Annotated in this window: 21 protein-coding genes; all 21 read right to left on the bottom strand. The window is 38.5% G+C overall.

Going from position 1 to position 22,262, the window contains the following annotated elements:
* Positions 1-6: 6 nt before the first annotated feature.
* The 21 genes from DBR40_RS16890 to DBR40_RS16790 all read right to left on the bottom strand — a co-directional run bounded on the left by DBR40_RS16890 (position 7) and on the right by DBR40_RS16790 (position 22,097).
* The gene (locus tag DBR40_RS16890; protein WP_158674069.1) at positions 7-756 is read right to left on the bottom strand and encodes an FkbM family methyltransferase; all 750 of its coding nucleotides are present in this window, start codon (positions 754-756) and stop codon (positions 7-9) included.
* Positions 757-835: 79 nt separating this feature from the next.
* Positions 836-2,128, bottom strand: coding sequence for a glycosyltransferase (locus tag DBR40_RS16885; RefSeq protein ID WP_124560905.1), 1,293 nt, complete (start codon positions 2,126-2,128; stop codon positions 836-838).
* On the bottom strand, positions 2,125-3,303 hold the full coding sequence (locus tag DBR40_RS27280) for an acyltransferase family protein (protein WP_410522638.1): 1,179 nt from the start codon (positions 3,301-3,303) through the stop codon (positions 2,125-2,127). Before DBR40_RS27280 ends, DBR40_RS16885 begins: the two co-directional genes overlap by 4 nt.
* Before the next feature lie 53 nt (positions 3,304-3,356).
* Complete coding sequence (locus DBR40_RS16875; RefSeq protein ID WP_124560903.1) at positions 3,357-4,592, bottom strand: hypothetical protein; 1,236 nt, start codon at positions 4,590-4,592, stop codon at positions 3,357-3,359.
* A 1-nt stretch (position 4,593) separates the two neighbouring features.
* The gene (locus tag DBR40_RS16870) at positions 4,594-5,619 is read right to left on the bottom strand and encodes a glycosyltransferase (RefSeq protein ID WP_124560902.1); all 1,026 of its coding nucleotides are present in this window, start codon (positions 5,617-5,619) and stop codon (positions 4,594-4,596) included.
* Positions 5,616-6,602 carry a glycosyltransferase family 2 protein gene (locus DBR40_RS16865; protein WP_124560901.1) on the bottom strand — a complete coding sequence of 329 codons (987 nt, stop codon included), beginning with the start codon at positions 6,600-6,602 and terminating at the stop codon, positions 5,616-5,618. Before DBR40_RS16865 ends, DBR40_RS16870 begins: the two co-directional genes overlap by 4 nt.
* Positions 6,595-7,545, bottom strand: a complete 951-nt coding sequence (locus DBR40_RS16860) for a glycosyltransferase family 2 protein (RefSeq protein ID WP_124560900.1) — start codon at positions 7,543-7,545, stop codon at positions 6,595-6,597. Before DBR40_RS16860 ends, DBR40_RS16865 begins: the two co-directional genes overlap by 8 nt.
* Positions 7,535-8,620 carry an acyltransferase family protein gene (locus DBR40_RS16855; protein WP_158674068.1) on the bottom strand — a complete coding sequence of 362 codons (1,086 nt, stop codon included), beginning with the start codon at positions 8,618-8,620 and terminating at the stop codon, positions 7,535-7,537. The genes DBR40_RS16860 and DBR40_RS16855 overlap by 11 nt, the downstream gene beginning before the upstream one ends.
* Positions 8,617-9,954, bottom strand: coding sequence for a glycosyltransferase family 4 protein (locus DBR40_RS16850; RefSeq protein WP_124560898.1), 1,338 nt, complete (start codon positions 9,952-9,954; stop codon positions 8,617-8,619). The genes DBR40_RS16855 and DBR40_RS16850 overlap by 4 nt, the downstream gene beginning before the upstream one ends.
* On the bottom strand, positions 9,954-10,880 hold the full coding sequence (locus DBR40_RS16845) for a hypothetical protein (RefSeq protein WP_124560897.1): 927 nt from the start codon (positions 10,878-10,880) through the stop codon (positions 9,954-9,956). The genes DBR40_RS16850 and DBR40_RS16845 overlap by 1 nt, the downstream gene beginning before the upstream one ends.
* Positions 10,870-11,739, bottom strand: a complete 870-nt coding sequence (locus DBR40_RS16840) for a glycosyltransferase (RefSeq protein WP_255420120.1) — start codon at positions 11,737-11,739, stop codon at positions 10,870-10,872. The genes DBR40_RS16845 and DBR40_RS16840 overlap by 11 nt, the downstream gene beginning before the upstream one ends.
* 12 nt (positions 11,740-11,751) lie before the next feature.
* The gene (locus DBR40_RS16835) at positions 11,752-12,759 is read right to left on the bottom strand and encodes a glycosyltransferase family 2 protein (RefSeq protein WP_199748367.1); all 1,008 of its coding nucleotides are present in this window, start codon (positions 12,757-12,759) and stop codon (positions 11,752-11,754) included.
* A gap of 25 nt (positions 12,760-12,784) precedes the next feature.
* Positions 12,785-13,999 carry a glycosyltransferase gene (locus DBR40_RS16830; protein WP_124560895.1) on the bottom strand — a complete coding sequence of 405 codons (1,215 nt, stop codon included), beginning with the start codon at positions 13,997-13,999 and terminating at the stop codon, positions 12,785-12,787.
* The gene (locus tag DBR40_RS16825; protein ID WP_124560894.1) at positions 13,992-15,869 is read right to left on the bottom strand and encodes an FkbM family methyltransferase; all 1,878 of its coding nucleotides are present in this window, start codon (positions 15,867-15,869) and stop codon (positions 13,992-13,994) included. Before DBR40_RS16825 ends, DBR40_RS16830 begins: the two co-directional genes overlap by 8 nt.
* Positions 15,866-16,705: an alpha-1,2-fucosyltransferase gene (locus DBR40_RS16820; RefSeq protein ID WP_124560893.1), complete on the bottom strand. Its 840-nt coding sequence runs from the start codon at positions 16,703-16,705 to the stop codon at positions 15,866-15,868. The genes DBR40_RS16825 and DBR40_RS16820 overlap by 4 nt, the downstream gene beginning before the upstream one ends.
* Positions 16,706-16,724: 19 nt before the next feature.
* Positions 16,725-17,630: an FkbM family methyltransferase gene (locus tag DBR40_RS16815; RefSeq protein ID WP_124560892.1), complete on the bottom strand. Its 906-nt coding sequence runs from the start codon at positions 17,628-17,630 to the stop codon at positions 16,725-16,727.
* Positions 17,617-18,906, bottom strand: a complete 1,290-nt coding sequence (locus DBR40_RS27020; RefSeq protein WP_124560891.1) for an ABC transporter ATP-binding protein — start codon at positions 18,904-18,906, stop codon at positions 17,617-17,619. The genes DBR40_RS16815 and DBR40_RS27020 overlap by 14 nt, the downstream gene beginning before the upstream one ends.
* Positions 18,907-18,915: 9 nt before the next feature.
* Positions 18,916-19,773 (bottom strand): ABC transporter permease, encoded by an 858-nt coding sequence (locus tag DBR40_RS16805; protein WP_124560890.1) that lies wholly within the window; start codon positions 19,771-19,773, stop codon positions 18,916-18,918.
* Positions 19,770-20,909: a DegT/DnrJ/EryC1/StrS family aminotransferase gene (locus tag DBR40_RS16800; protein WP_124560889.1), complete on the bottom strand. Its 1,140-nt coding sequence runs from the start codon at positions 20,907-20,909 to the stop codon at positions 19,770-19,772. Before DBR40_RS16800 ends, DBR40_RS16805 begins: the two co-directional genes overlap by 4 nt.
* Before the next feature lies 1 nt (position 20,910).
* Positions 20,911-21,663: a class I SAM-dependent DNA methyltransferase gene (locus DBR40_RS16795; RefSeq protein WP_124560888.1), complete on the bottom strand. Its 753-nt coding sequence runs from the start codon at positions 21,661-21,663 to the stop codon at positions 20,911-20,913.
* 71 nt (positions 21,664-21,734) lie between these two features.
* On the bottom strand, positions 21,735-22,097 hold the full coding sequence (locus tag DBR40_RS16790; protein ID WP_199748366.1) for a hypothetical protein: 363 nt from the start codon (positions 22,095-22,097) through the stop codon (positions 21,735-21,737).
* Positions 22,098-22,262: the final 165 nt, after the last annotated feature.

The following is a 22,262-nucleotide window of genomic DNA, read 5'->3' as shown; positions in this document are numbered from 1 at the left end:
TTAAATTTACTTCTTAAGTGGTTTTGCTAAAATATTTCCCGATAATAATTGATTGAGATTGTTAATCGCAATTTGCTTGGTTCTTTTGATTAAATAAAATTGGTAACCTAATGGTTTCAACAAATTGAATATGTAATTGGGCTCAAGCCCCGTTTTTAAATGATAATCCTGATCGTATTCAAAAACAAGATAAGGTAAGTTTTTGGTAATCGACTGCATTAATCCTGCAATTACTAGTGCTTCATAACCTTCTACGTCAATTTTGATAAAGTTGATTTTTTCATCAATTAAAAATTCATCGCCAATTTTACAATCGACAGTCACATCTCCATTTTTTTCGAATAGATTAAATGATCCAGGGTTATTACTGGTAGCATCCGCTGTAATTTGAAATGTTTCGTTTTTATTGCTCAGCGCAATGTTTTGTGGGTTAATTTGAGGAAAATTATTTAATCTGATATTACGAATTAATGCGCTGTAATTAAATGATATAGGCTCAAATGCAGTTACCTTGCCTGATTGTCCAACCAGTTCTGCAAAATACAAAGTATGAAATCCGATGTTTGCGCCAATATCAAGCACGTGATCGTTTTTAGCAATGTACTTATCGAAAACTTGTTTCAGCGAGGCTTCATAATCACCAATGTATACAATTTTGGCACCAATCCATGTTGTTGGATCACATTCAATTTTGAAATTCCCAATCATTGGTTTTACGATAACTTTTGCTTTGGAAAATCTGTTGTTTTTAAACAAAAAATGAAAAATGCGATCTTGCCCTTTAAAAAATGGCCTTTTGAGAATGGTTTTATATAATGATTGAAGTATCATTTCGTTAGTTGTTTTTCAAATCCAATACTTCATCAAATACATCTACCTGTTTTTTGGTCAAGGATTTTGGAGTATACTTTTCAAATTCTTTCCAATTTGTATCTGGAGATTTTTTCTCGATTACCTGTTCCAAATATTGTTCAAAAATATATTTTGCTTTCGGAGAAGATTGGTCAAGTGTAATTAAATTTCCTGCATTACAATCTTTAATAGCAATTGCGGCCTCACTTTGTGGGTGAAAAAGCGCAAGTAAAGGTTTTTTTGCCATGATATATGGGTAAAGCTTGGAGGCCGTATACGATGCATCATTTGAACCGATAATGAGCAAGCCATCCGCTTCCTGCAAATTTCTAATGCTTTGGTAAAAACCTATCCGATCAGTATATTCCGTTACTTTTTCGCCCAGACCCATTTCTTTTGCGGTAGGTGCAATGGTTGGAATACCAGTTCCATTTGCAGCATAACTCGTGCCGATAAAATGTAAATGGATAAGAGAAAAAATTATCGGATTGGTTTCTTTAAAAGCTAAAAATTCTTCAAACAATAATTTAATAGCCGAATGGATATCGTACCCGCCCCGACCAATATAAATGAGGTTAATTTGATTGGTATCTGTTGGATAAACCAATTGAAGTTTCGACTTTTTTTTCTCGGCAATCTCAAAATCCAGCTCAAAAGCACCAAATGTAATTACCTTGGAAGGTTTATTTTTTAACCAAGGATATCTGTTTTTTAGTGTTTCAATATAGGCGCCAGATACGCTGATGATGCCATCTACACCTTTCATGGCAATGGGTTCCAAATATTTGTTTAACCGATAAGAAAACCAATATTTTGGCGGTTGTTGCGATTTTGGTTTATTTAAATAATAAGTAGAATGCCAGGGATCTTGCATGTCAATTACGTAAGGAATACCAAATTTTCTTTTCCAATAACTACCCAAAATACATATTGGGAACTGCGTGGTAGAAAAATAGATCAGATCATATTTTTCAGCAGCGAGCAATTGGTTTACCTTTTTTCGGTAAAAGAAAAGAGAACGTAAAGCGAGGCTTCCAAGACCAAACTTAGCCGTCCATTTTTTTGTAAGGGCTTTTACCTTATGTATCTTAATATTCGAAGGAATGGAACTGAGTAAGAGGGGATCATTTACAATATCAACATATTTTTCATGAACCGTTACAATTTCTGCTTTCCAACCAAACTCATGGTAGTAGCACAAACTGGTTCTTATGCGTTGCATGTCTGCTGCATTAACAGGAGGGAAGTGTGGCGAAATAATAAGTAGCTTTCTCAATTTGATTTAAATAGCCTATTAAAGTATGGCTGTAACTTAAACTCGAATAAATAGATGGCAATGCCCGTACTTATCAATATCAGTGGCAACTTAATGGCAAAGGAAATAGTCGGAATGCCAACAAACAGAACAATTATAGGGTAATGTACGAGGTAAAGGCTATAGGAAAACTTACCAATATGGGCCAAGGGCTTGATTATTTTTGAATAAATATACTTAAATAGCTTACCAAAGAAATTAAACATGATCAACATAAAGATGGGAAGAAAGATGTAGCAGGCCTTGATGAATGGGCTGTACTGCTTATCATAGCTTAAAGTAATTGCCGATCCCAAAAATATGATAGCATAAACCCATAAAAGCAGATTGTTTTTGGTCTCAACCGGTTGCTCTTTTTTTCTGATCAAGTATAAAAAAAATGGCCAGCTCACAATTGCAAACAAGGTGTATTTTACCGGATCAAGATGATCGAAGAACAGGTGTAATCTTGAAAGCAATGGCAAAGAGAAGAGAGACAATATGGCGAGATGGGAACTGCTATATAGCTGCCGAAACTTAACGATATAGAAACCAATTAGCCATATAAATGATAGCGCAAAAAGAATAAAAAAATGAGTCAAAACTTTTGGGTAGACATAGGGCTGAACATTTAAATAAATACAGATCAAACCTAATATAGCCCATAAATACAGCATATTGTTATTTAGCTTCTTGTTCCTGATACAAAATAGTCCAAAATAGAGGTAAAAGAAAACTTCGAAAGATAGGCTCCAAATTACAGGATTGCTTTGGTAAAGAGTTATGGAGGTGTCTAATGTTGCAATTGGCAAAGCGTTGGCTATGAAATGCATTAGCGAAAAAGGAGTTTTAAAAATTATTTTTTCAATTAAAGCTGTCAATATCACACAGCATATTAATATAGGGTACAGGCGTAAAACCCTATTTTTGATAAATTCTATTTTCGTTTTTGGTCGATTTTCAAACGATAGGTGGATTACAATCCCCGATAGAATAAAAAAAACGATTACCGATTCGGTGCCCCAATTAGTGAATAGATTCGTGAAATGGTTTTTGTATCTAGCCATTTCGGGCACAAGAGAAAAAAGATGGCAAATAAAGACTGCAATCGCCGCTAGTGCGCGCATTGCTTCTAAATTATTATTCTTGGTATTGATAGCTCAAGTTTGTTTAATGGTAAAGTGTATAGAACAGTTAGAGTGAATGCCAGCTATTGTAATGTTTGTTCAACAATAGCCAGAAACTTTTTCTGCTCTATGTTCCAGTTTAGGTTGAACTTTGCACTGTTGCTGGCTTCGAGTTGCTGGTTTTTAAGCAGGGTATCGTCATCAATATAGCTTTTAAGAACCTGAGCTAGGTGCTGCGGGTCACCTTTTTTATAAGAGAAGCCTGTTTTTGGGTGCTCGCGAATAAAACTTTCTTGTGCACTGGTATCAGAAACAACTAGGGCCAAACCTGCTTGCAGATACGAGAACAGTTTATTGCTCAGTGCCAAATCGTTATTTATAGAAAAACTGGGCTCTGTAGCCAAACCAATGTGAAACTGGCTGGCAAAACTAAACAAGTCATCCGGAGCAATTGGCTCGTAAAAGAAGATTTGGGGTGCTTTGCTGAAATTAACGGCTGATATGATTTGATCCAGTTCTGTTTTAACCTGTATGCTTAACGAACCCAATAAATGAAGCTCAACCTTTTCGTTCTCTAATAGTTTTAAGACATAAATTACATCTTGCAATCCTCTTGATAGGCCAATATGCTGCGAGAACCAGAATAGCTTTAAAGTATTGTAGTCTTTGTTTTGTCTAGCAATATCGATTTCTTGTACGGGAAAAACATTAAGTATCGTACTAAAAGATAGTTTTGGGAAAATAGACTGGTAGCGTTCATTAATCAGTGGACTGCTTGTTGTAAGGTAATCTGCTTTGGGAAAGTACGCTTCTTCGACATATTTAATGAGGCGAAAATTAAAATCCGCATTGTTTGTTTTTGCCTCATAGCGATGCAAATCTTCTGCATCGAAACCACATTTGGCCTTGTATTTTGAAGCTGCTTTTACAGCCGCGGGCAAGGCGGCCAGGTTGTGGGCAATATAGAGATCTGCCTGTATGCTTTTGGCTTTTTTAATTAGTCTGTAAGTACCCCTTGATAAGGCAAAGATCGATGTAATTGCATTGATGCCAATCAACTTCGCTATTTTTTTTGCTGCCTTATGAATGACTTTTGATAACCAATAGCTAAACTTCTGCTCAACTGGATCGCCATTTACACGGATGGCCTGCCATTTTTTTGAAGCCAGGAGCTCTCGGTCTAGTGCGGTGCCCCAAGCGTTCCAATACTGATAGATAACCGTTACGGTATAGCCTGCTTCGGCTAGTGCATCGGCTTCTTTTACCAGTCTGGGGTTTAAAGAAGGTTGGCCAGAAGTAATGAGCAATATTTTTTTCAACCTAGTTGTGGTCAAATAAAGTTAGGTATTCGTTGGCAATAACGGTTACATCGAACCTGCTTTCTGCATTTTCTCTGCAATGGCTTCTGTCAATAAGTTTTACTTGGTCTAACGTCTGTATCATTTCGTCCTTATTGTTTACCACGTAGCCATTAACCGAATCAATAATTACCTCTGGAGTTGCGCCGGCATTAAATGCAATAACCGGGGTGCCGCAAGCCATAGCTTCGGCCATTACCATACCAAAGGCTTCTCTTACATTAATGGGGAACAACATGGCCTTGGCACTGCCGAGGTATTCGTTTTTTTGTTCGTCGTTTACCGCACCCACATAGCTGATTTGCTCGTTGTCTATAAACGGTTTAATCTCCTTGTCGAAATATTCTTTTTCGCTTTCCAAGGCCGAAATATTGCCGGCAATGATTAGTTTTTGATTGGTTGCTTTGGCTACCTGGATGGCAATATGGCAACCTTTTACGCGGTCGAGCCTGCTTAAAAAGATGAGCGGTGCATCTGGGCCAACATTTTTTGCAAGCTTGTATTTTGAAAAATCAATGGCATTGTAAACCCTTGTCCAATGCCCAATGCTTTTTACACTAGCCACACAATCATAACTTGGCGCAGTAAACCTTAGGTTTTGATTGGCAAATTTGTTGATCCAATAGATGTTTTTGGCATCAACGGTTCGGCCATAAGTCATGATTTTTTTTACCGACGCATTTAGTATAGGTATAAGGTAAGCCAGGCGACCGAAATTATGGATCAGATCGAAGTCTTTTCTCTTTTTGTACAGAAATTTCCAAGCAAAAAGGAGCTCCTTGATTTTTTGAAACTTAGACCTTTTAAGATCGTTAATACCAAAAGATTGAGCAGTTCCAGAAATTTTTGAACCAGGCCCTGCCAATAAATAAACAGTATGCCCCATTTTTTGGTATTCTTCGGCAAACATGTAGACCAAACGTTCGTGCCCTCCATAAAGAGGGGGAGGCACTGCAATTCCGGGGTCCATAATCAACAAAATCTTCATGCTATATTTTTATTTTGCCCTTTTAAAAAAATCGTTGCCTTCCTTTTGTAGTTCATCATCAATTTGGCAACTTTCCAACCAAAAAGCTCATTGACCAACTTTAACGAGCCTGGCAAGGGAATTTTGATGTTGGGTTTAAGCAATCCCTTTATTTTATGTTTGGCTCTTTTGATCAGGTCGCTATTAAATGGGTAGTTATCATAAATAAACAGCTGTAAAAAATTTGCACAGCACTGTAGGGCATCTTCTCTTCTGGTTTTTGCCAAGAGGTAATCGGTACTGAGGTCTATAGCCATAAATGCAGATTGCTGTGCCATCCTGTCTTTTCGGGCAGAAAGTGTATGGCCGTGTCCGGATCTGTAGTACAAGATCGATTCGGAACTAAAAATGATACGCTCTGCAGCGAGCACTATTCTTGTAAAGAATTCGAGATCGTTGATTAACGAGAGCTTTTCGTTCCAGCCACCTGTTTTTTCTATAATAGATTTAGGGATGAGCCAGAGTGCACATTGCATCATCGCCGCTCCGTTTATCCAGCTTGTGCAGATCCAATCGATAGGATTCATATCCTGCCAGCAGGCTTCTGGATTTAATTTAAAGATCGAAATGTCGTTGTTGTAAAAGCGACCCCATTTGGCAGAAGCAATGCAGCCAGGGTTTTGGAGAAGCAATTCGACCTGCGCTGCAATCATATTTAGCGAAAGCATATCGTCGGCGTCAAAAAACTTAATGTACAATCCTTTGGATTTTGAAAACCCATGGTTATTGGCTGCACATTGACCTTTGTTTTCTTGTTGCAACACGATTATTTTTTCGCTTTCATATTTTTTTGCAATAGCCAAGCTATTGTCAGTACTTCCATCGTCTACTATAATCAGCTCCCAATTTTGATAGGTTTGGTTTACAATACATAAAATGGCTTTTTCTATGTATTGCGCAGCGTTGTAAAGAGGAATAATTATCGAAACTAAAGGCTTATCCATTACTTTTTCTGAGTGCTGGTTTAAAAAGCCTGATCAGTTTCTCCCTCAGCCAAAAGGCAGCATAGGTATCGAGCATACCCAACAGCCTAAAGAGTCTGCCTCTGTTTAATTTTAAGTTTTTGTTAAGCTGCTTTGCCAATTTCACGGCTTTGCTAACATAAGGCCAATCATTAACCGCTGCAAGTGTTGTGGCGGCCTGAAGCAACATATTGCTTAATTCTATGGGATAAATATCTCCAAATTGATCTACAGTTTTTTTGAGCACATAATAACTCGCCTCTGCACATTTCAATTGATTAGATACTGACATGCTTTGCTGGTATTGATAATTGATGCAAGTAATGGTATTGAGGTAATCGAATTTTAAACCATTTGCAGCCAACCTGATGTGAAAAGCCTTGTCTTCGTTGTAAAGTACGTTCTTATCAGTGTCAAATCCACCAGCCTCTAGAAAAGACAGACGTTCGTAGAGCCCGAAGTTTACAATTTTGTGTTCTATTGCATATTTTAGGCTGTTTTGGCGCATCTCTTCTCTGTTGTGATTAGCCGAGTCTAGCTGTTGCTTAGAATCGAAATTGATGTAATTGAAATTTAAGATCAATACCTTAAAATCATTCTGGTTATTAGTGAGCCAATGCTGCATTTCAGCAGTAAAATTGGGCAACAGCTCATCATCGGCATCGTGAAAATGGATCCAATCGGCAGTAGTTATTTCGGCAAGCCTGTTTTTGCCAGAAGAACAGCCCCTATTCACATCACCGTTAATTACAGTTGCACCTAAAGCTCTAGCTATTTCTTCGGTATTATCTGTACTGCAATCATTGTACACTAAAATTTCGTGAAACGGAATAGTTTGGTCGTGAGCTGATTTTAGCAGACAGGGCAGATAATTGGCCGCGTTATAAGCCGGAATGCATAAAGCTATAGTTGGTTTATCCTTCATTTTTTACAAGCTTCTTCTTTGCCCAGTTAACGGCTGGAAATTCAATAAAACGATAAGAAAGCTTAGCCAAAGCCGATGCTGCTGGAATGCCAATAAAAACAAGGACAAGTAACTGTGTCCAATTGCTCATTTGTGGATTTAGCTTTAACAAAGCCCATAGTATTATCCAAATAACAAGTTCGTGCAGGAGGTAAAGCGAATAGCTGATCTCACCCAATTGCTTAAACAGCCTTGTTCTAAATAGGGCAAGCATAATACTGGGCAATGTAAGTTTTGGGTTTATAATTGAAGATAAGAGCCCAAAAAAGAACAAAAACCAAATGAAAGCTCCAACACCTCCCTTATAAGAAAATAGGGTTGAATACATGAATAATGCAACAGGTACCAGCCATACTGCCAAACCAAATAATTTTTCTTTGGTCCTTATTACATAATCAAAAACATAATAGCAAAAAATGCCAACCCAAAACAATGAGAATTTGCTCAATAAAAACGATCCGTCCCATTCGCCATATCTCGAAGCTAACCTGATAAGTATTATTGATAAAATTAAAACAAACAAAGGGCCTACTAGTTTTATCTTGTTTGTAATGCCAAAAAGAAATGGCGCGATAAGATAAAACTGCCACTCTAATGAAATAGACCATGCCGGATTTAATATAGCACCAGAAGAATTCTTTAACAATGTAGGAGGAATTATGCCATGCAGCATAGTAATATGTAATCCAATATGCTTGTATAAGTCATTCTCATCATAATTTTTGGGCATAATTCCCAATAGACCAAGTAGGAGTGCCACAATCAAACAAATAATGTACATTGGATAAATGCGCATGAATCTTCTGAATAAGTAGGTGCTGAATTTTTCATGCTTACTCTCAATGAGCATGCAGATGGTGAAACCAGAAACAATGATAAAAACATCGACAGCAGTTTCGCCGTTGAATATATTTTTTATAGCTTGTTGCTGAAAAAAAGTATCGAAAAATCCGGTAATGGCTATGATATGAAAAACGAAAACCCACAACGATAAAAAACCTCTTAGGCCTTCTATTTCTATTATCTTGTGTTTCACTTGGCGTATTTTTTCTTGATCCTGTTCATCAGGTAGGCGCTTAGTTTTTTCAGGCTGATCTGGTCTAAAAGCTGGTCCATATAACCTCTTTTTGTTGTAGGGAGATAAGCCGAAGCCAAATAATTGTTGAGTTTGGAAACCGAAAATTTCTCGATCACTTCTTGGTAAACTTGCAGATTTAAAGGAATGATTTTGCTCCCAGCTAAATTTTTTATGGTTTGATGAGCCTCATTTACCAATTCATCATATTCATTTGCATCGATGTTGCTCATTTTTTCAATGAGCTGGGCTAATGCTTTGCTGTCGTTGATGCCAAAGGTGAAGCCGTTTTTACTGTGAACAATCAATTCTGATGCACCAGCACCAACAGAGCATAATACTGGCGTTCCGTTAGCCATGTATTCGAGCACCGTAAAATTGAACATATCCCAAGTAGAGGGAACTATTGCATATTTGGCTTTCTCCTGTAGTGTGCTTAGTTCTTCGGTTGGTAAAGGTGCATTTAGCCTGATTTGTTTCCCCCAAATCATTGGATAATCTTGAGACAGCTGATTTGCTTTCGATCGGCCTGCGCGGTATACGGTATCTCTTCCTATCCAACGAAACTCCAGTTCTGGACACTGTAATTCTTGAAGAGATTTGCAAAGTACATCTGGCCCTTTCCATTGTTGTACCCGGCCACAGATCATGGCAAAATCTTCTTTTTGGCTAACTGGTCGCTGAGTGAGTTTCATTTCAAATACAGGAGGAATGTATTCGATTTTTGTAGCTGGAAGTATAGGTCGCCAAAATTCTGCATTTTGCTTGCTGTGCGAAATTAGGCAACTTGCCTTGGCAAGCAATAAGGTCTCGGTGCTTCTGCAAAAATCACCAAAAATTGCCTGCTCCAATTCAGGTTCATTGATCTCTATTTGACCCGAACTGCCATGTAGCCTAACAACCAAGGGAGTGGCATGATGTATTGCCCAGGGAATATAGCCCATGGCAAAATCTGTGCATTCTACAATATCATAGCCTTTTCCTTCTGCTGCCTGTTCCCACATTGCCCATGCTGCGGCAATATTAGACTTGTATTCTGGTATAAAACTGAATTTGTCGAACTTTTGGAGGTAGCTGTTGTATAAGTCAGGCGATAGGTATTCTACTTTAACATTGTCAGCCAAATCGAATTTGTCTGTTTTTTGTAGATAGCCGCTTCCTACAATTACTTTCATGGCCGAACAATGAGGAGCAAGCGCCTTAATGTACTGTATATAGTAAGTAGAGATACCCCCACCGCTATGTGGATAGTATTCGGGAAGAACAAATAAGACTTTTGGTTGCTCTTTGGCCATTACAATTGATTAAAGAAAGACTGGTTGATTTGCTGTACCGATCTGGTGCTTTGTAAAAAATCTCGATAAGCAGTTATTTTTTGCAGGTGTTCGGCTTTATCCCACCCATAAAACAATTGAAGGCTAGATTTGAACAGCGAATCGGGTTTGAGTTCTGTAAACAAGCTTTTGATCTCTTCTGGAAAACAGGAAGGCAACTGGCCAACAGGTAGGCAGCCGGCATAGGCGCATTCGTGAAACTTGTAAAATTCTATCCTGCACCTCGAAGCACATAAAAGCATATATTTAAAATTGGCCAAATAGCTGATAAAGTTATCGCCTACAAATTGATGGCTGTAAGGCCGATCGGTAACATCAGGGTAGCCAGGATGTTTTAAAAAATCAAAGAAAGGCCTTAGAACCGATCTTCTGGTTTTTTTCAATATAGCCGAACGATAGGGGTATACCTCGTAGTTGATGGCCCCAGAGATAATTAGTTTGCTTTTTCTTTTGGCTAGATCTTCTAAGCCTATTTCTCTGCTCGAGTCGTATACATAAGGAGTATAGATAACGGGCTTTTCGCTTAATTTCGAAATAAAATAACCAAGCTCCTTTGGCTCGTAAACAGAAAATAGTCTTAGGTTTTTAAGCTGTACAATTTTGGCCAGCCATTGGTAATAAAAATGGGTATGATGTTCAAAATACGGATCAACGATTTTGGCAACGAACAAAACCTGTGGATTTGCTACAACAAGCTTGTGGACCACTTCACATTCTGCAGCCGAAATGCGGTTGTCTATTACATAGACACGGCTCTGTTCAAGCTCATTTAGGCCCGCTACCGTTAGGCATGGCCATTGCATCGAGGTGGCATAGGCGGGCCCTGCATCATTGCAGATCAGCTTTTCGTATGGCAACTCATCAGAAATGATATAACTAATCTGCATTTACTAATTTTAAGAATAGTTTTTTGATAAAATGTAGGTTTATTCGTTGAAATGGCGTTTTGCGGATGGCAAGCCAGGCATATTTTAATGAAATGCCAAAAGGAGAATTTAATTTGAGCAATGAACGCATCAAATCATTGAGGTCTGCCCGTTCTCTTTCGCTAAGCATTTTTTTAGATACCGCACCCTTGCAGATAGGCAAGTGGCTTCTCCATTTTTTTACTATTTTGATTTGGTTATCTATCCAGGTTTTGTTGTTTCCTCCAAAACTCGAATGTGCAATCAGGATATCGTAAACCACAACTACTTTGCCTAGTTGGCCCATTGCCAAACTAAAGTCCACATCATATCCATGAAAGCCTTCCAATAGCGCCTCATCAAAATTGGCTTTTTCCCAATATTTTTTTGTAGTGCCCAACAACATGCCATCAAGTGTGGCAACTTCGCTTCTTTTTTCTTCGAGCGGATTGATGTAGTAATGCTGATCAGATCCGTCACTTAGTTTTTGTACCTGGTTAATGCGGTTGCTTTCTAGCACCGGCGAATAAACGCCTGATGGATAGATGGTTTTAACCGTATTTCCCAATATGCCAAGCAAGGCAATGTCGGGTTCTTTTAAATGGCCCAATAAGTACTGATCCCAATTGGGTGTTAAAAATTCAATGTCTTCATGTACAAAACAAAGAACATCGAATTTGCTTTTTCTTGCACCTAAATTATAGGCTTGGCAAATGCTGTAGTTATTGCTGCTGTTGTCAATTACGATTAACTCATATTCACAGCTTGTTGTAGCCAGTAAGCTGTTTTGAAGAAGCGCCAATTTGGCCTTGCTAATCGAACATGTAATAACCGAAATCAAAATGGTTTAGCGCTAAATCGTATGGTTTCGATCTGGAAGTACAATCTTGTTTAAGTGAGGCGCAGTATTTGTAAAATTGAGATACCTGAAAAGCTTTTGAACGTACCTTGCCTCTAGCACATAAAATTTAGATTGTACATATTTGAAGTAGGAAACAGTATGCTCAAAATCGTGAAGTTTGGCGATGAGCAGGTTGTCTTGTTTCCATTTCTCTATAAATTTTTCATTATGCGTTTTGGTTTCGGGCTGGATCCGTACAACACCGAGTGGAAATTTAACGTGTTTAAGCTTTTTATTTGGAATGAGCCTAAACCAAAGTTCTGAGTCAACTGCGCAATAGAGCTGTTCTAGAATGGGAAGATGGACTCTGGATCGCCAAAAACAGGAATGCTGCATAATAATGCCTCCTACAAACAAATACCTTTTGTTTACCCAATTGGCTTTTTGATAAACGAGGGTATTATGTTCTTCATTTAAAATGAGGCCGTCGCCATAAACCACTTCTGTTTGTTTTGAAAACGACTTTGCAAGTGCATGAAAAGCACCTTCGGTATAAAGATCATCACTGTTGATCCAGCCAAATATTTCGCCAGAAGCTAAGCTGAAGCCTTTATTAATGGCATGGCCCTGACCTCTGTCTTTTTTTGATTCGTAATAGCTGAGCCAAGGTGCATATTTTTCCAAAATTTCGAGGGTATTATCTGTACTTCCGCCATCCATCACAATGTATTCTAAGTTTGGATAGTTCTGTAAAAGTACGGCCCTGATGGTTTCTTCGATGTATTGGCCATGATTGTAGGAAGGGGTTACGATGGTGATTTTTGGCCAATCTTTTTTATTGCCGTATACCGCCGTATCAGTCTGCATATTCCAAGGCCAACCCTTTTTGTCGCTTGCAGGAAGCTTGTCTAATAATCCAGATTCAAGAAAATCGACCTTGTTTAAAGGATAAACTATACCTTCTTTTACAAAGTCGTTTCTGTATTCGAGTAAATCAGGAGCTTTAATGTCTTTTGCCAAGATAGGGAAGATTAAAATTGAAAAATCATAACCAGTTTTTGCGAATAGAAGCGGTTTTTAACAGAACCTGCTCTAATTTCTGAATGGCGTTTTTAATCGTAAATGCATTAGGATTAGAAAAGGATGCCTGATCTGTGGTAGGTTCCAATGCCGAAATCATCAGCTTGCTTAACGATTTATGATCTAAAGGATCAAAATAAGTGGCGTAACTACCTAACAATTCTCTATGCCCAGGCAAATCACTAACCAAAACCTGGCAGTTCAAATTTGCAGCTTCCAAAGGAGGCATGTTAGAAGGCCCCAAAAAGGTTGGCATTACCAATGCCACGGCATTTTTATAAAGTGTATAAAGTTCTGTATTTGAGATAAATCCAAGGTTTTTAACGCGCTCTTCTAAATGCCTAGATTGAATATAGTTTTTGATGTACTTCAAATTACCCTTATCCGAACCGGTAAATGCCAAAAGGGTATCAGGGTGGACGGTCAGCAAAGTTTCGAAAGCATCTATTAAAAGCGTATGGTTTTTATGTGCCCAAAATTGGGCCGGATAGATAAAGAATTTTTTATTGTTGAGGCCGAAATTTTGCAGAATGGTTTCCTGTGCCTGCTGTTCAACCTGTTCTGTTATTACTTTGCCAGGAAAGATAGGCATAACTTCTATCCTCGCTGGATTGATAGTTGTATAATTGGCAAGTTCTTGCTTTCCGGCTTCGGTTTCTGTAAGAATAAACAAAGCTTTGGGCAAAATATCCTGATAATAGCCACACCTGTTTTTAAAATCGGCAACAAACTCTGGGAACATGTAAGTAGACAGGTGGCCAATGTCCCAATGGATGGTGATGAAGGGGAAATTAAATGCATGTCGCTCAGGGCTGGTATAAAGCAAGACCTTGATTTCATTAGCTTCTAAGGTCTTTACAATGTTTGCATTTCTTGCTTCGGCATGTTGCAGTTCCAATTTATTGAGCCAGGTTTTAAAAATGCCACTTTTTTTAAGCAACAGAATTTTTGCTTTTCTAAAAATGTCGGCCGAACTACGCTTTTGGAAAGGATGGAAGGACAGCATCTGGTGTTTTGTAGCCAACTGTTTACCTTCGTAATTGATAAAAACAATTGCTATTTCATCGTTAAAATGATGGTTGTCTATAGCTTCAATCAATTGTGTAATATACGAATAGCCTCCACCTGCATTTGGATTGTAGTCGGCATTAATCGGTATTCCTATTTTTAATTTATGCATTATAAATCAGGTCGTTAGCAGAACTTCTGTTGATTTGAGTTTCTATTGCCTTTATTTCTTCAAAGATATCTTTGTCGCTTTCATGAAATGCAGCTATGTCTAAAAAAGGAATAGTTACATTGTAATTTGCAATGTAGTTGTGCAAATGCGCTATAATATGCTTGTCTTGTATTTTGCTTGAAAGGATAAACCGTCCTGTATGATCGTAAAAAATGAGATGGTTATAATTAAGCCCTTCAAGCATCTCAAAAATATGGAGTGTATCATCACCAACATTTTTTAAGTGTTGTTCAGAATACTCAAAAAATAAAACGGGGTTTTGATTTGCTATAAATTCCATCGAGCCCATTAAAACCTTTACATCAAACCCGTCAGTATCAATCTTTAAAAGCTTGCTGGTTAGAAACCAATTCGGATTTTTGTTTACAAGCTCATCCAACGTTTCTATTTGTATATTGCTCTGTTTTACTGTGGTATCAATTTTTAATGAACCATGTGTTTGGATCGTTTTGGCTTGAATATCAGTTGTTTTTTCGCCCAGAAATTTATTTATGCTTTTTACGCCCTCAAACTGCTCAATGTTTTTGGCTAACATATCATAATAGGTGTTGTCGCCCTCAATACAAATTATTGGAACATCAATTACACTTTTGATCATAGCTACAGTATCTCCAATATTTGCACCGATGTCGATAATACTTAGATCAGGATATTTCGATTGGATTGTTTGCGCTAAGCGAGGCAAATTCTTGTCATAGTTTCTGTTCAGAAATTTCGAATTATAAATATGCCCATAGTTCATTAACAAGAAGAAATTGCCAACTTTACGTTTAATAATTTTGTTGGGATCTGTTTTGTCAATTGGGGTAATATGAAGTCCCACCCAATTCAATAACTTTTTGGCTAACGATTTTAAAGTGCTCATTTTTTGCTTTGAAAAAAAGGAGAGTATTTTCTTTATTATTCGCTTAGTAAGTCTCCAAAGGACTGAATTTGATTGAAGCGGTTTTCCATAATAGTCTCCATGTCCACTATAGCCTAATTCCATGGCTTTCATTACATGGTTTATTGTCTCGAGCTTAATTTTTTCGCTTGAAGGATAGGCTTCCAATAGGGGAGGAACAATATTAGAAGTATTGTGCGTGGCGTTGCCTAAAAAAATATGTTGCGAGGCAGATGGATTTGGATAAAGCACAAGCCAATTGTTTAAAGTGCTTACCGCAAGCCATTGGATATCCCATGTATTAATTTCCTTGTTGATCTGTGCCAACAGCATGTCTTCCATTTTGGCATTGCCATGCAGATTGAATTGATCTAACAGGTTGTTTTTTTTCAGTTGCTCGTATAAGGTAGTTGCATCATACTCGTATTTGGCCCACCTGTCTGCCCATGTTGCCCAGCCCCAACAATCGGTCAAAGGAACAAAAAAAGCACTGGGATATTTGTTGCCACAGGCAAAAAAGTTACAAGCCCCAATTTGCCCTACTTGTTTGTCATCCTTGTATTTTTCTAGCGAATCGTTCATGTAGCTCAGAAAATAAGGAGAGAGCTTGAGGTCGTCTTCTAATACAATGACTCTGCCATGCTCGTTAACAAGTTGGGTAACCCCATTGATGATAGACTTGGCCAAACCAATGTTGATTTCCGATTCTACTATGATGTTTTGTCCGCACCAGTTGCTGCTCTTAATCAGTTCTCTAGTCTCTTTTACTTTTTCGAGTTGTGCCGGCGTAGCATCTTCCTTCGGACCATCGGCATAGATATAAAGCTTAGTGTCTTTTGCTAAAATATTTTTAGCCAGCGATTCTAATAAGATTGCTGTATTTTCTGGTCTATTATATACAAAAAGGATGATAGGTGCTAAAGTCATTTGATTTCTATTAATTGCCAGTTGCTCATCGTAATGCCAACAGGTTCTTCTTTTTTCTCTCTAAAGCCAGTCCAGTATTTGGGTGCCAATACGGTTGGATTGTTTGTATTAAGATAGGCGCCCCACCAGCTAAAACTGCTATTAGACAAGATGCAGCAGTTTGCATGGATAAGAAACTGGAAATCTATGATTTCTGAATGATTGGATATATATTTCGGTTCAATGTCGGCGAAATTTACTTGCACAAACTCGGGATCGTCAGAAATAAATACGAAATAGGCATTTGTTAAGGCAACCTTCGAAATCGCTTCTTTGTAATAATCAAGAGGCAGTGCCATATCAAGCTCTATGTAATCTGTTCTGCGGATGTGAATGGTTACAATAGCCGAATCTGGAGGGAGTTGCTTAAAGATTTCAGTAAAAGACTGCCTAAAAGAGGGTTTAATGGCAAGTAAGGATTTGATTTCCTCGCTGGCACTAATAAAAAAAGATTCCGATTGGAAAAAACCACGGATTAAGGTTTTGTTGTCAATATTGAACTCTGTTTCGCGACCAGTAGTTGAGATCTTTTTGAGATTCAGAAACCAGCTAAGGTTGTTATAGAAGATTTTTCTTAAATAAAAACTGAAAAAGTTCTTAAAACCTTTGATGCGAAATATATTCCTATCCAACCAAATAAAGCGGTCGTTTTTGATTTCGAAATAGCGATCTATTAAAATAGGCTCTATGCTTTTGTCAAGATAGAAAGAAACCCCGAGCTTTTTGGCCCAAGCATAAATAAACGCATACTGAAAAAGTTGATTTCCTAACCTGCCCTCTAGTTTTACCGCAATCAAATTATTGGAATATTATCGTCTAAACTGTATGTAGCCTTTGCTTTACGGATGCTATGTTGATCTTTTTTATGGCAATCAGGTTTTCGTAAGGATAGTAGGCTTTTAGTTCGGCAGGTTCTAGCTGCAGTATTTTTTCATTAAGGTCAAACCATTCATATCCCTTGCTTACCATAAAGTTATACAAGTCTCTACAAGAATACCCAGCCCTAAAGGCATTCTCTTCTGTAAATTCTATTAAAAAGCTGGCGTTAAAGCTATCGTCGTTAAAAAATGATTCCATCCCCTTTAGCACATTGAGCTCCCAGCCTTCAACATCGATTTTAATGAGCGCTATATTTTTTGGTTCCAGGTTGTGCTGCTGCACAAAATCTGGAATTGTAACCACATCTACTTCAATTTTTTGTTCTAAGGTAATTTCTTTAATTGGGGCAAAAGAGTTCCAGGCATCATAGCCACTTTCCGAAACATTGAGGTACAGTTTTTCGTTGCTGTCTGATACGCCCAAGTTAAATGAACTGATGATAGCTTCAAAGTTGTTTAGCCTGATGTTCTCGTTTAAACGGTCGAAAGTAATAGGCGTGGGTTCAAATGCATAGGCCTTGCCACCATTTCCGATTGCTTTTGCGGCAATGAGCGAGTGCAATCCAATATTGGCCCCAATATCGAAAAAGACATCACCAGGCTTTAGAAATTGCTGGATGAATAGTTCCTCTTTCTTTTCAAACCCATCATAGATAAATTTCGACAGGTGACTGTCTTTATAAAGATTGATTTTTATCCCATCGGCAAGCGTATGTGTAAAAAAGGCGAGCTGTTTGGGAAAGTGCTTCAGCCATTCCTTTTCTGCCGGCCCCCTCCTCAATAAAATATACTTGTGGAAAAGATTAATGACCTTTTGTACAATGAAAATATCAAATTTTGCCATGATTTATGTTCCAGTTTATCTTTGGTGCAAGTACTCCAGGTCTTTCGTCTGAATATAGGTTGTTTACGCCTCCGATATTAATGATGTTTAAGTGAAGCTGATGTGTTTTGAACGACAGCCATTTGATGTTGTGTATACCTATTGTTGGGTAAATAAAATACTCTCCGATGTTTAAAAGGTCTTTTGGTATTTGTGCAGAGAGTATGTATTCTCCTGGTTCAAAAGCCAGCATCTCTTCGCAATCATCATCATGAAAAGTCCTGAAAACACAGAGATCGGTAGAAGGGCTTACTATTTCGAAGCCAATCCTTAAACCCAGTACTTTTTCAAATATCTTAAAGCCAAATTGTACGTTTACGTCTTTGCTAGAAAGGAAATCGCTCGAGTTTTCGAAATGAGCTTCCATCTTAAACACGTTTAGCTGTACATTTTCGTCGCTTTCATTTTCATTGAAAACAATTTCTAGATTTTTATGTGCAGTTGCCGTACTCTCGGCCAAGTAGCTGTCTATAGCTTTCTTGGTACTTGAGTAAAGCTCGAGCATGCCGTTTTTCAGGTAGATAGAACTGCTGCAAAGCTGGTTGATCATGCTCATGTTGTGGCTAACAAAAAGTACGGTTCTGCCTTCGCCCTTGCTTACTTCGCCCATTTTGCCCAGACATTTTTTCTGAAACTCTGCATCGCCAACTGCCAAAACCTCGTCAACAATCAGTATTTCGCTTTCTAGGTGGGCTGCTACGGCAAAGGCCAATCTTACATACATGCCCGAACTGTATCTTTTAACCGGAGTATCTAAATACCTTTCTATGCCGGCAAAATCTACTATTTCATCAAGTTTGCGGGTGATTTCCTTTTTGCGCATGCCCAAAATAGCACCATTTAAAAAGATATTCTCTCTGCCGCTCAGTTCGGGGTGGAAGCCAGTACCCACCTCTAAAAGGCTTGCAATACGGCCTTGTCCAGATATTTTTCCTGTAGTTGGTGCGGTTATTTTGCTCAGTATCTTTAATAAAGTACTTTTGCCTGCTCCATTTCTGCCAATTACCCCAACAGCTTTGCCTTGTTCGATCTCAAAATTAATGTCTCTTAAGCTCCAAACTATATCGCTCGTGCTTTTCGAGTTTTGCGCATTGGTTTCTCCGATCTTTAAGAAAGGGTCTTCCTTGCCACGTATGCGTGCAAACCAGCGTTCTAAATCGCGGCTAACAGTTCCGGTACCAATTTGGCCTAATTGATAAGCCTTACTTAGGTTTTCTACTTTTATTGCGTTAAACATGTTAATGTTTTAAACTGTATCTACAAAGTTTTTTTCTACTTTATTAAACACAACAATGCCAAATAGGAGGATAACTACAGTTAGCAAGGCCGTATAGCCCAACGATTCGAGACTAAAGGACCCTTTGCCAAGAAAACCGTAACGAAAGGTTTCGATGAGGGTTGTCATGGGGTTGAGTTTGATGATCCAGCTGTATTTCGGGTAACGTTTTACCGCTGCAGAAAGCGGATAGATAACAGTAGTGCCATACATTAACAGTTGTACCCCAAATGTAACCAAGAAGGACAGGTCTCTGTATTTAGTGGTCATGGCGCTGATAATCATGCCCAGACCCAAACCCAATAATGCCATTAAAATAATCAGCACAGGGAACAAAAGAACAGCCCAGGTGAGCTGAAAATGGGTCCCTCTGATAAAATAGAAGTAGGCCATAAACAAAAGGAACAGCAATAGCTGTACGCCAAAGCGCACCAAATTGCTAACCACTATACTTAAGGGCATAATTAGCCTTGGAAAATAAACTTTGCCAAAAATGGGCGCATTATCCTTAAATACCGTTGATGTTTTTGTAAGGCAATCTGCAAAGTAATTCCAAGCGGTAATACCTGCCATGTAAAACAAAGGGCCAGGCAAGTTGTCTGTTGAAATACCAGCCAAATTTTCGAAAACAAAAGTGAAAACAATGGTAGTAAACAACGGCTGGATAAAAAACCATAATGGTCCGAGTATGGTCTGCTTATAAAACGAAACAAAATCTCGTCGTACCAAGAGGATCAATAGGTCGCGATATGCCCATAATTCGCCTAACTTGAGATCTAATAAACTATGACTGGGGTTTATTTCCCATTTAAGTTCTTGTTTGTTCATGTTAAATGAATTGGATTTGCCGAATGATATTGCCGAAGGCTATTGATTACTTCTTCTTGTTGCTGGTTGGTAGTACCTAAGCCACTTGGCAGGTAAAATCCATTTCTGGCTAATTTTTCTGCAACGGGATAGCTTTCATTTTTAAATAGGCCCATGTTTTTAAATACGGGCTGTTCGTGCATGCACCAAAAGAAAGGACGGGTTCCTATCTTGTTTTCGGTTAAGTAAGCCACCATTTGTTCCTTTTCGGCTAAACTTGATGCTACTAACCCAAATACCCAATAAATGTTTTCACTGTTGTCGTCTTTTTCTTTGGGCAACTGATAGCCTCTGGTTTTCAAGAAAGAAAGCCCATCTTGATAAAACGAAGCCATTTTTCTTTTCTTTTCTATAAAGCCGTCTATTTGCTCGAGCTGCGCAAGGCCAAGCGCGGCCTGAAGATTAGTCATGCGGTAATTCCAGCCAATTTCATGATGAACAAAACGAGGCCCGTCAGGTTCAAAACAAAGGTTGCGTAGTTTTTTGCATCGGTTGGCCAATTCTTCGTCATCGGTCAGCAACATGCCTCCCTCGCCGGTTGTGATGTGCTTGTTTGGATAGAAACTGAAAATACTAATGTCGCCAAAACTGCCGCACATTTTGTTTTTGTAGGTTTGGCCATGCATTTCGGCCGCATCTTCAATTACCTTTAGGTTGTATTTTTTTGCCAAATCAAGTATAGGATCTACATCCACCGGCAGGCCATAAATATGAACTATCAGAATGGCTTTAGTGCGAGGGGTGATCTTGGCTTCAATTTGTGCTACATCCATATTCCAGGTTAAAGGGTCGCTATCTACCAACACCGGCAAGGCACCTGCAGTAACTACAGACTGTGCAGGAGAAATGATGGTAAAACTGGGCATGATTACTTCGTCGCCCGGGCCAATGTTTAGCGCTTTAACAGCAATGTCTAGGGCGGCAGAGCCGTTGCTAACAGCTACGCCATGTGCACAACCGATGTATTGGCTAAACTGCTGTTCAAATTGGGTTATAAATGGCCCTTCGCTACTGATCCATCCTGTTTCAATGCAAGCAGTTAAATACTTAAGCTCATTGCCTTTAAGAAGCGGCGTGTTAACTGGAATTGGGTTCATTTTATTTTTTTCTCAATATGTAGCAAACACCCCAGGTATTTTGAGAAGGAGAGGCCTTGCTTAAGAATTCTTCGGTGTGTATAATTTCAAAACCTGTAGCATAAGCCAACAGTTCTAGTTCTGGCTGGCTAAAGTGGCGCATTGGGTGTTGTTCACTTATGCTTGTTTGTTGTCCGTTACCAAGGTCCTCTACAACAATGTCGTAATTTACTTCAACAATGTTCAGTTCGGGATAAATTACCGGATCGGCATGTCTTGTTGCCAAAATGTTTTCATCTCGAAGCGTTTTAGTGCGTTTTTCGGGTACTTGAAAGTGTACGGCAGCGCTATGCCAAACGTCGAAAATAAACAAGCCTCCGGTATTTAAATGACGATGCACGTTATTAAAGGTATTGATCAAACTCTGATTGTTGGTGAGGTAGCTGATAACATGAAAAAGCGATAGTGCAACATCAAATGATTGGCCTATTTCAAAATCGGCAATGTTAGCTACTTTAAAATCTACATGAGCCGCTTTTGAGCGATTGGCAATTTCAACCATTTCGGCGCTGCGCTCTAAGCCAACAATTTGATAGCCTTTTGCTGATAACAGATTTGCATGTTTGCCCGTTCCGGAGCCCAGCTCAATAATGGATTTGCTTTGGGGCCTATACTGTTCTATCAGGCTAACAAGGTAATTTGTTTCAGCCAGATAATCTTTGTCTCGATACAAAAGATCGTAGTATTTGCTATAGAGTTTAAAGTTTGCGTCCAAATTTTGTGAGGTTAGAGTTTTCGTTTATCCTCGAACATGTATTCAATAGATTTAAGCCGATTGTTTGAGCGTTAAAACCTGATTTTGTCTTTGTCGCCATCATAAGGACCCTGCTTTATTTCGATGATTTCGCTGTCCTCGATCATTTCGAAGCCGTGGCCTCCGGCAGCCAAAAGCACAACATCACCAGTTTCGAGAATGCTGCTTTCGAGAAATACCTTTTCCTGGTCATAAAAATCGACCCTTAATTTGCCCGATTTAATGTATAATACCTCTTGGGTTAGGGTAACTTTTCTTTCGTTGATGTTGTGGATATGAGGCTCTATTACATAGCCTTTAGGGCGGTTCATGTAGCCTAATTGCTGAGAAAAATCATTAGGGGTAAAAAAGGAAATACCTTCTTTCTTATAACTGGCTTTTATTATTATTGCCAATAGCAAATTTTGGCTCTCAATTTTTTCAATCATGGATTAAATACTTTATGAACAATAAAAATGATCAACTTTTCAAACTGGTGATTCGAAAACCTTATTTAATAATATTAAATATTTGTATTCCAAATGAATTGATATACAATAAATTTTGTATATCATTCTGTT

Origin of the sequence: Pedobacter sp. KBW01 (genome assembly GCF_003852395.1) — a bacterium.
In the GTDB taxonomy this organism is placed as follows: domain Bacteria; phylum Bacteroidota; class Bacteroidia; order Sphingobacteriales; family Sphingobacteriaceae; genus Pedobacter.
This window is presented reverse-complemented; position numbering and strand designations above follow the sequence as displayed.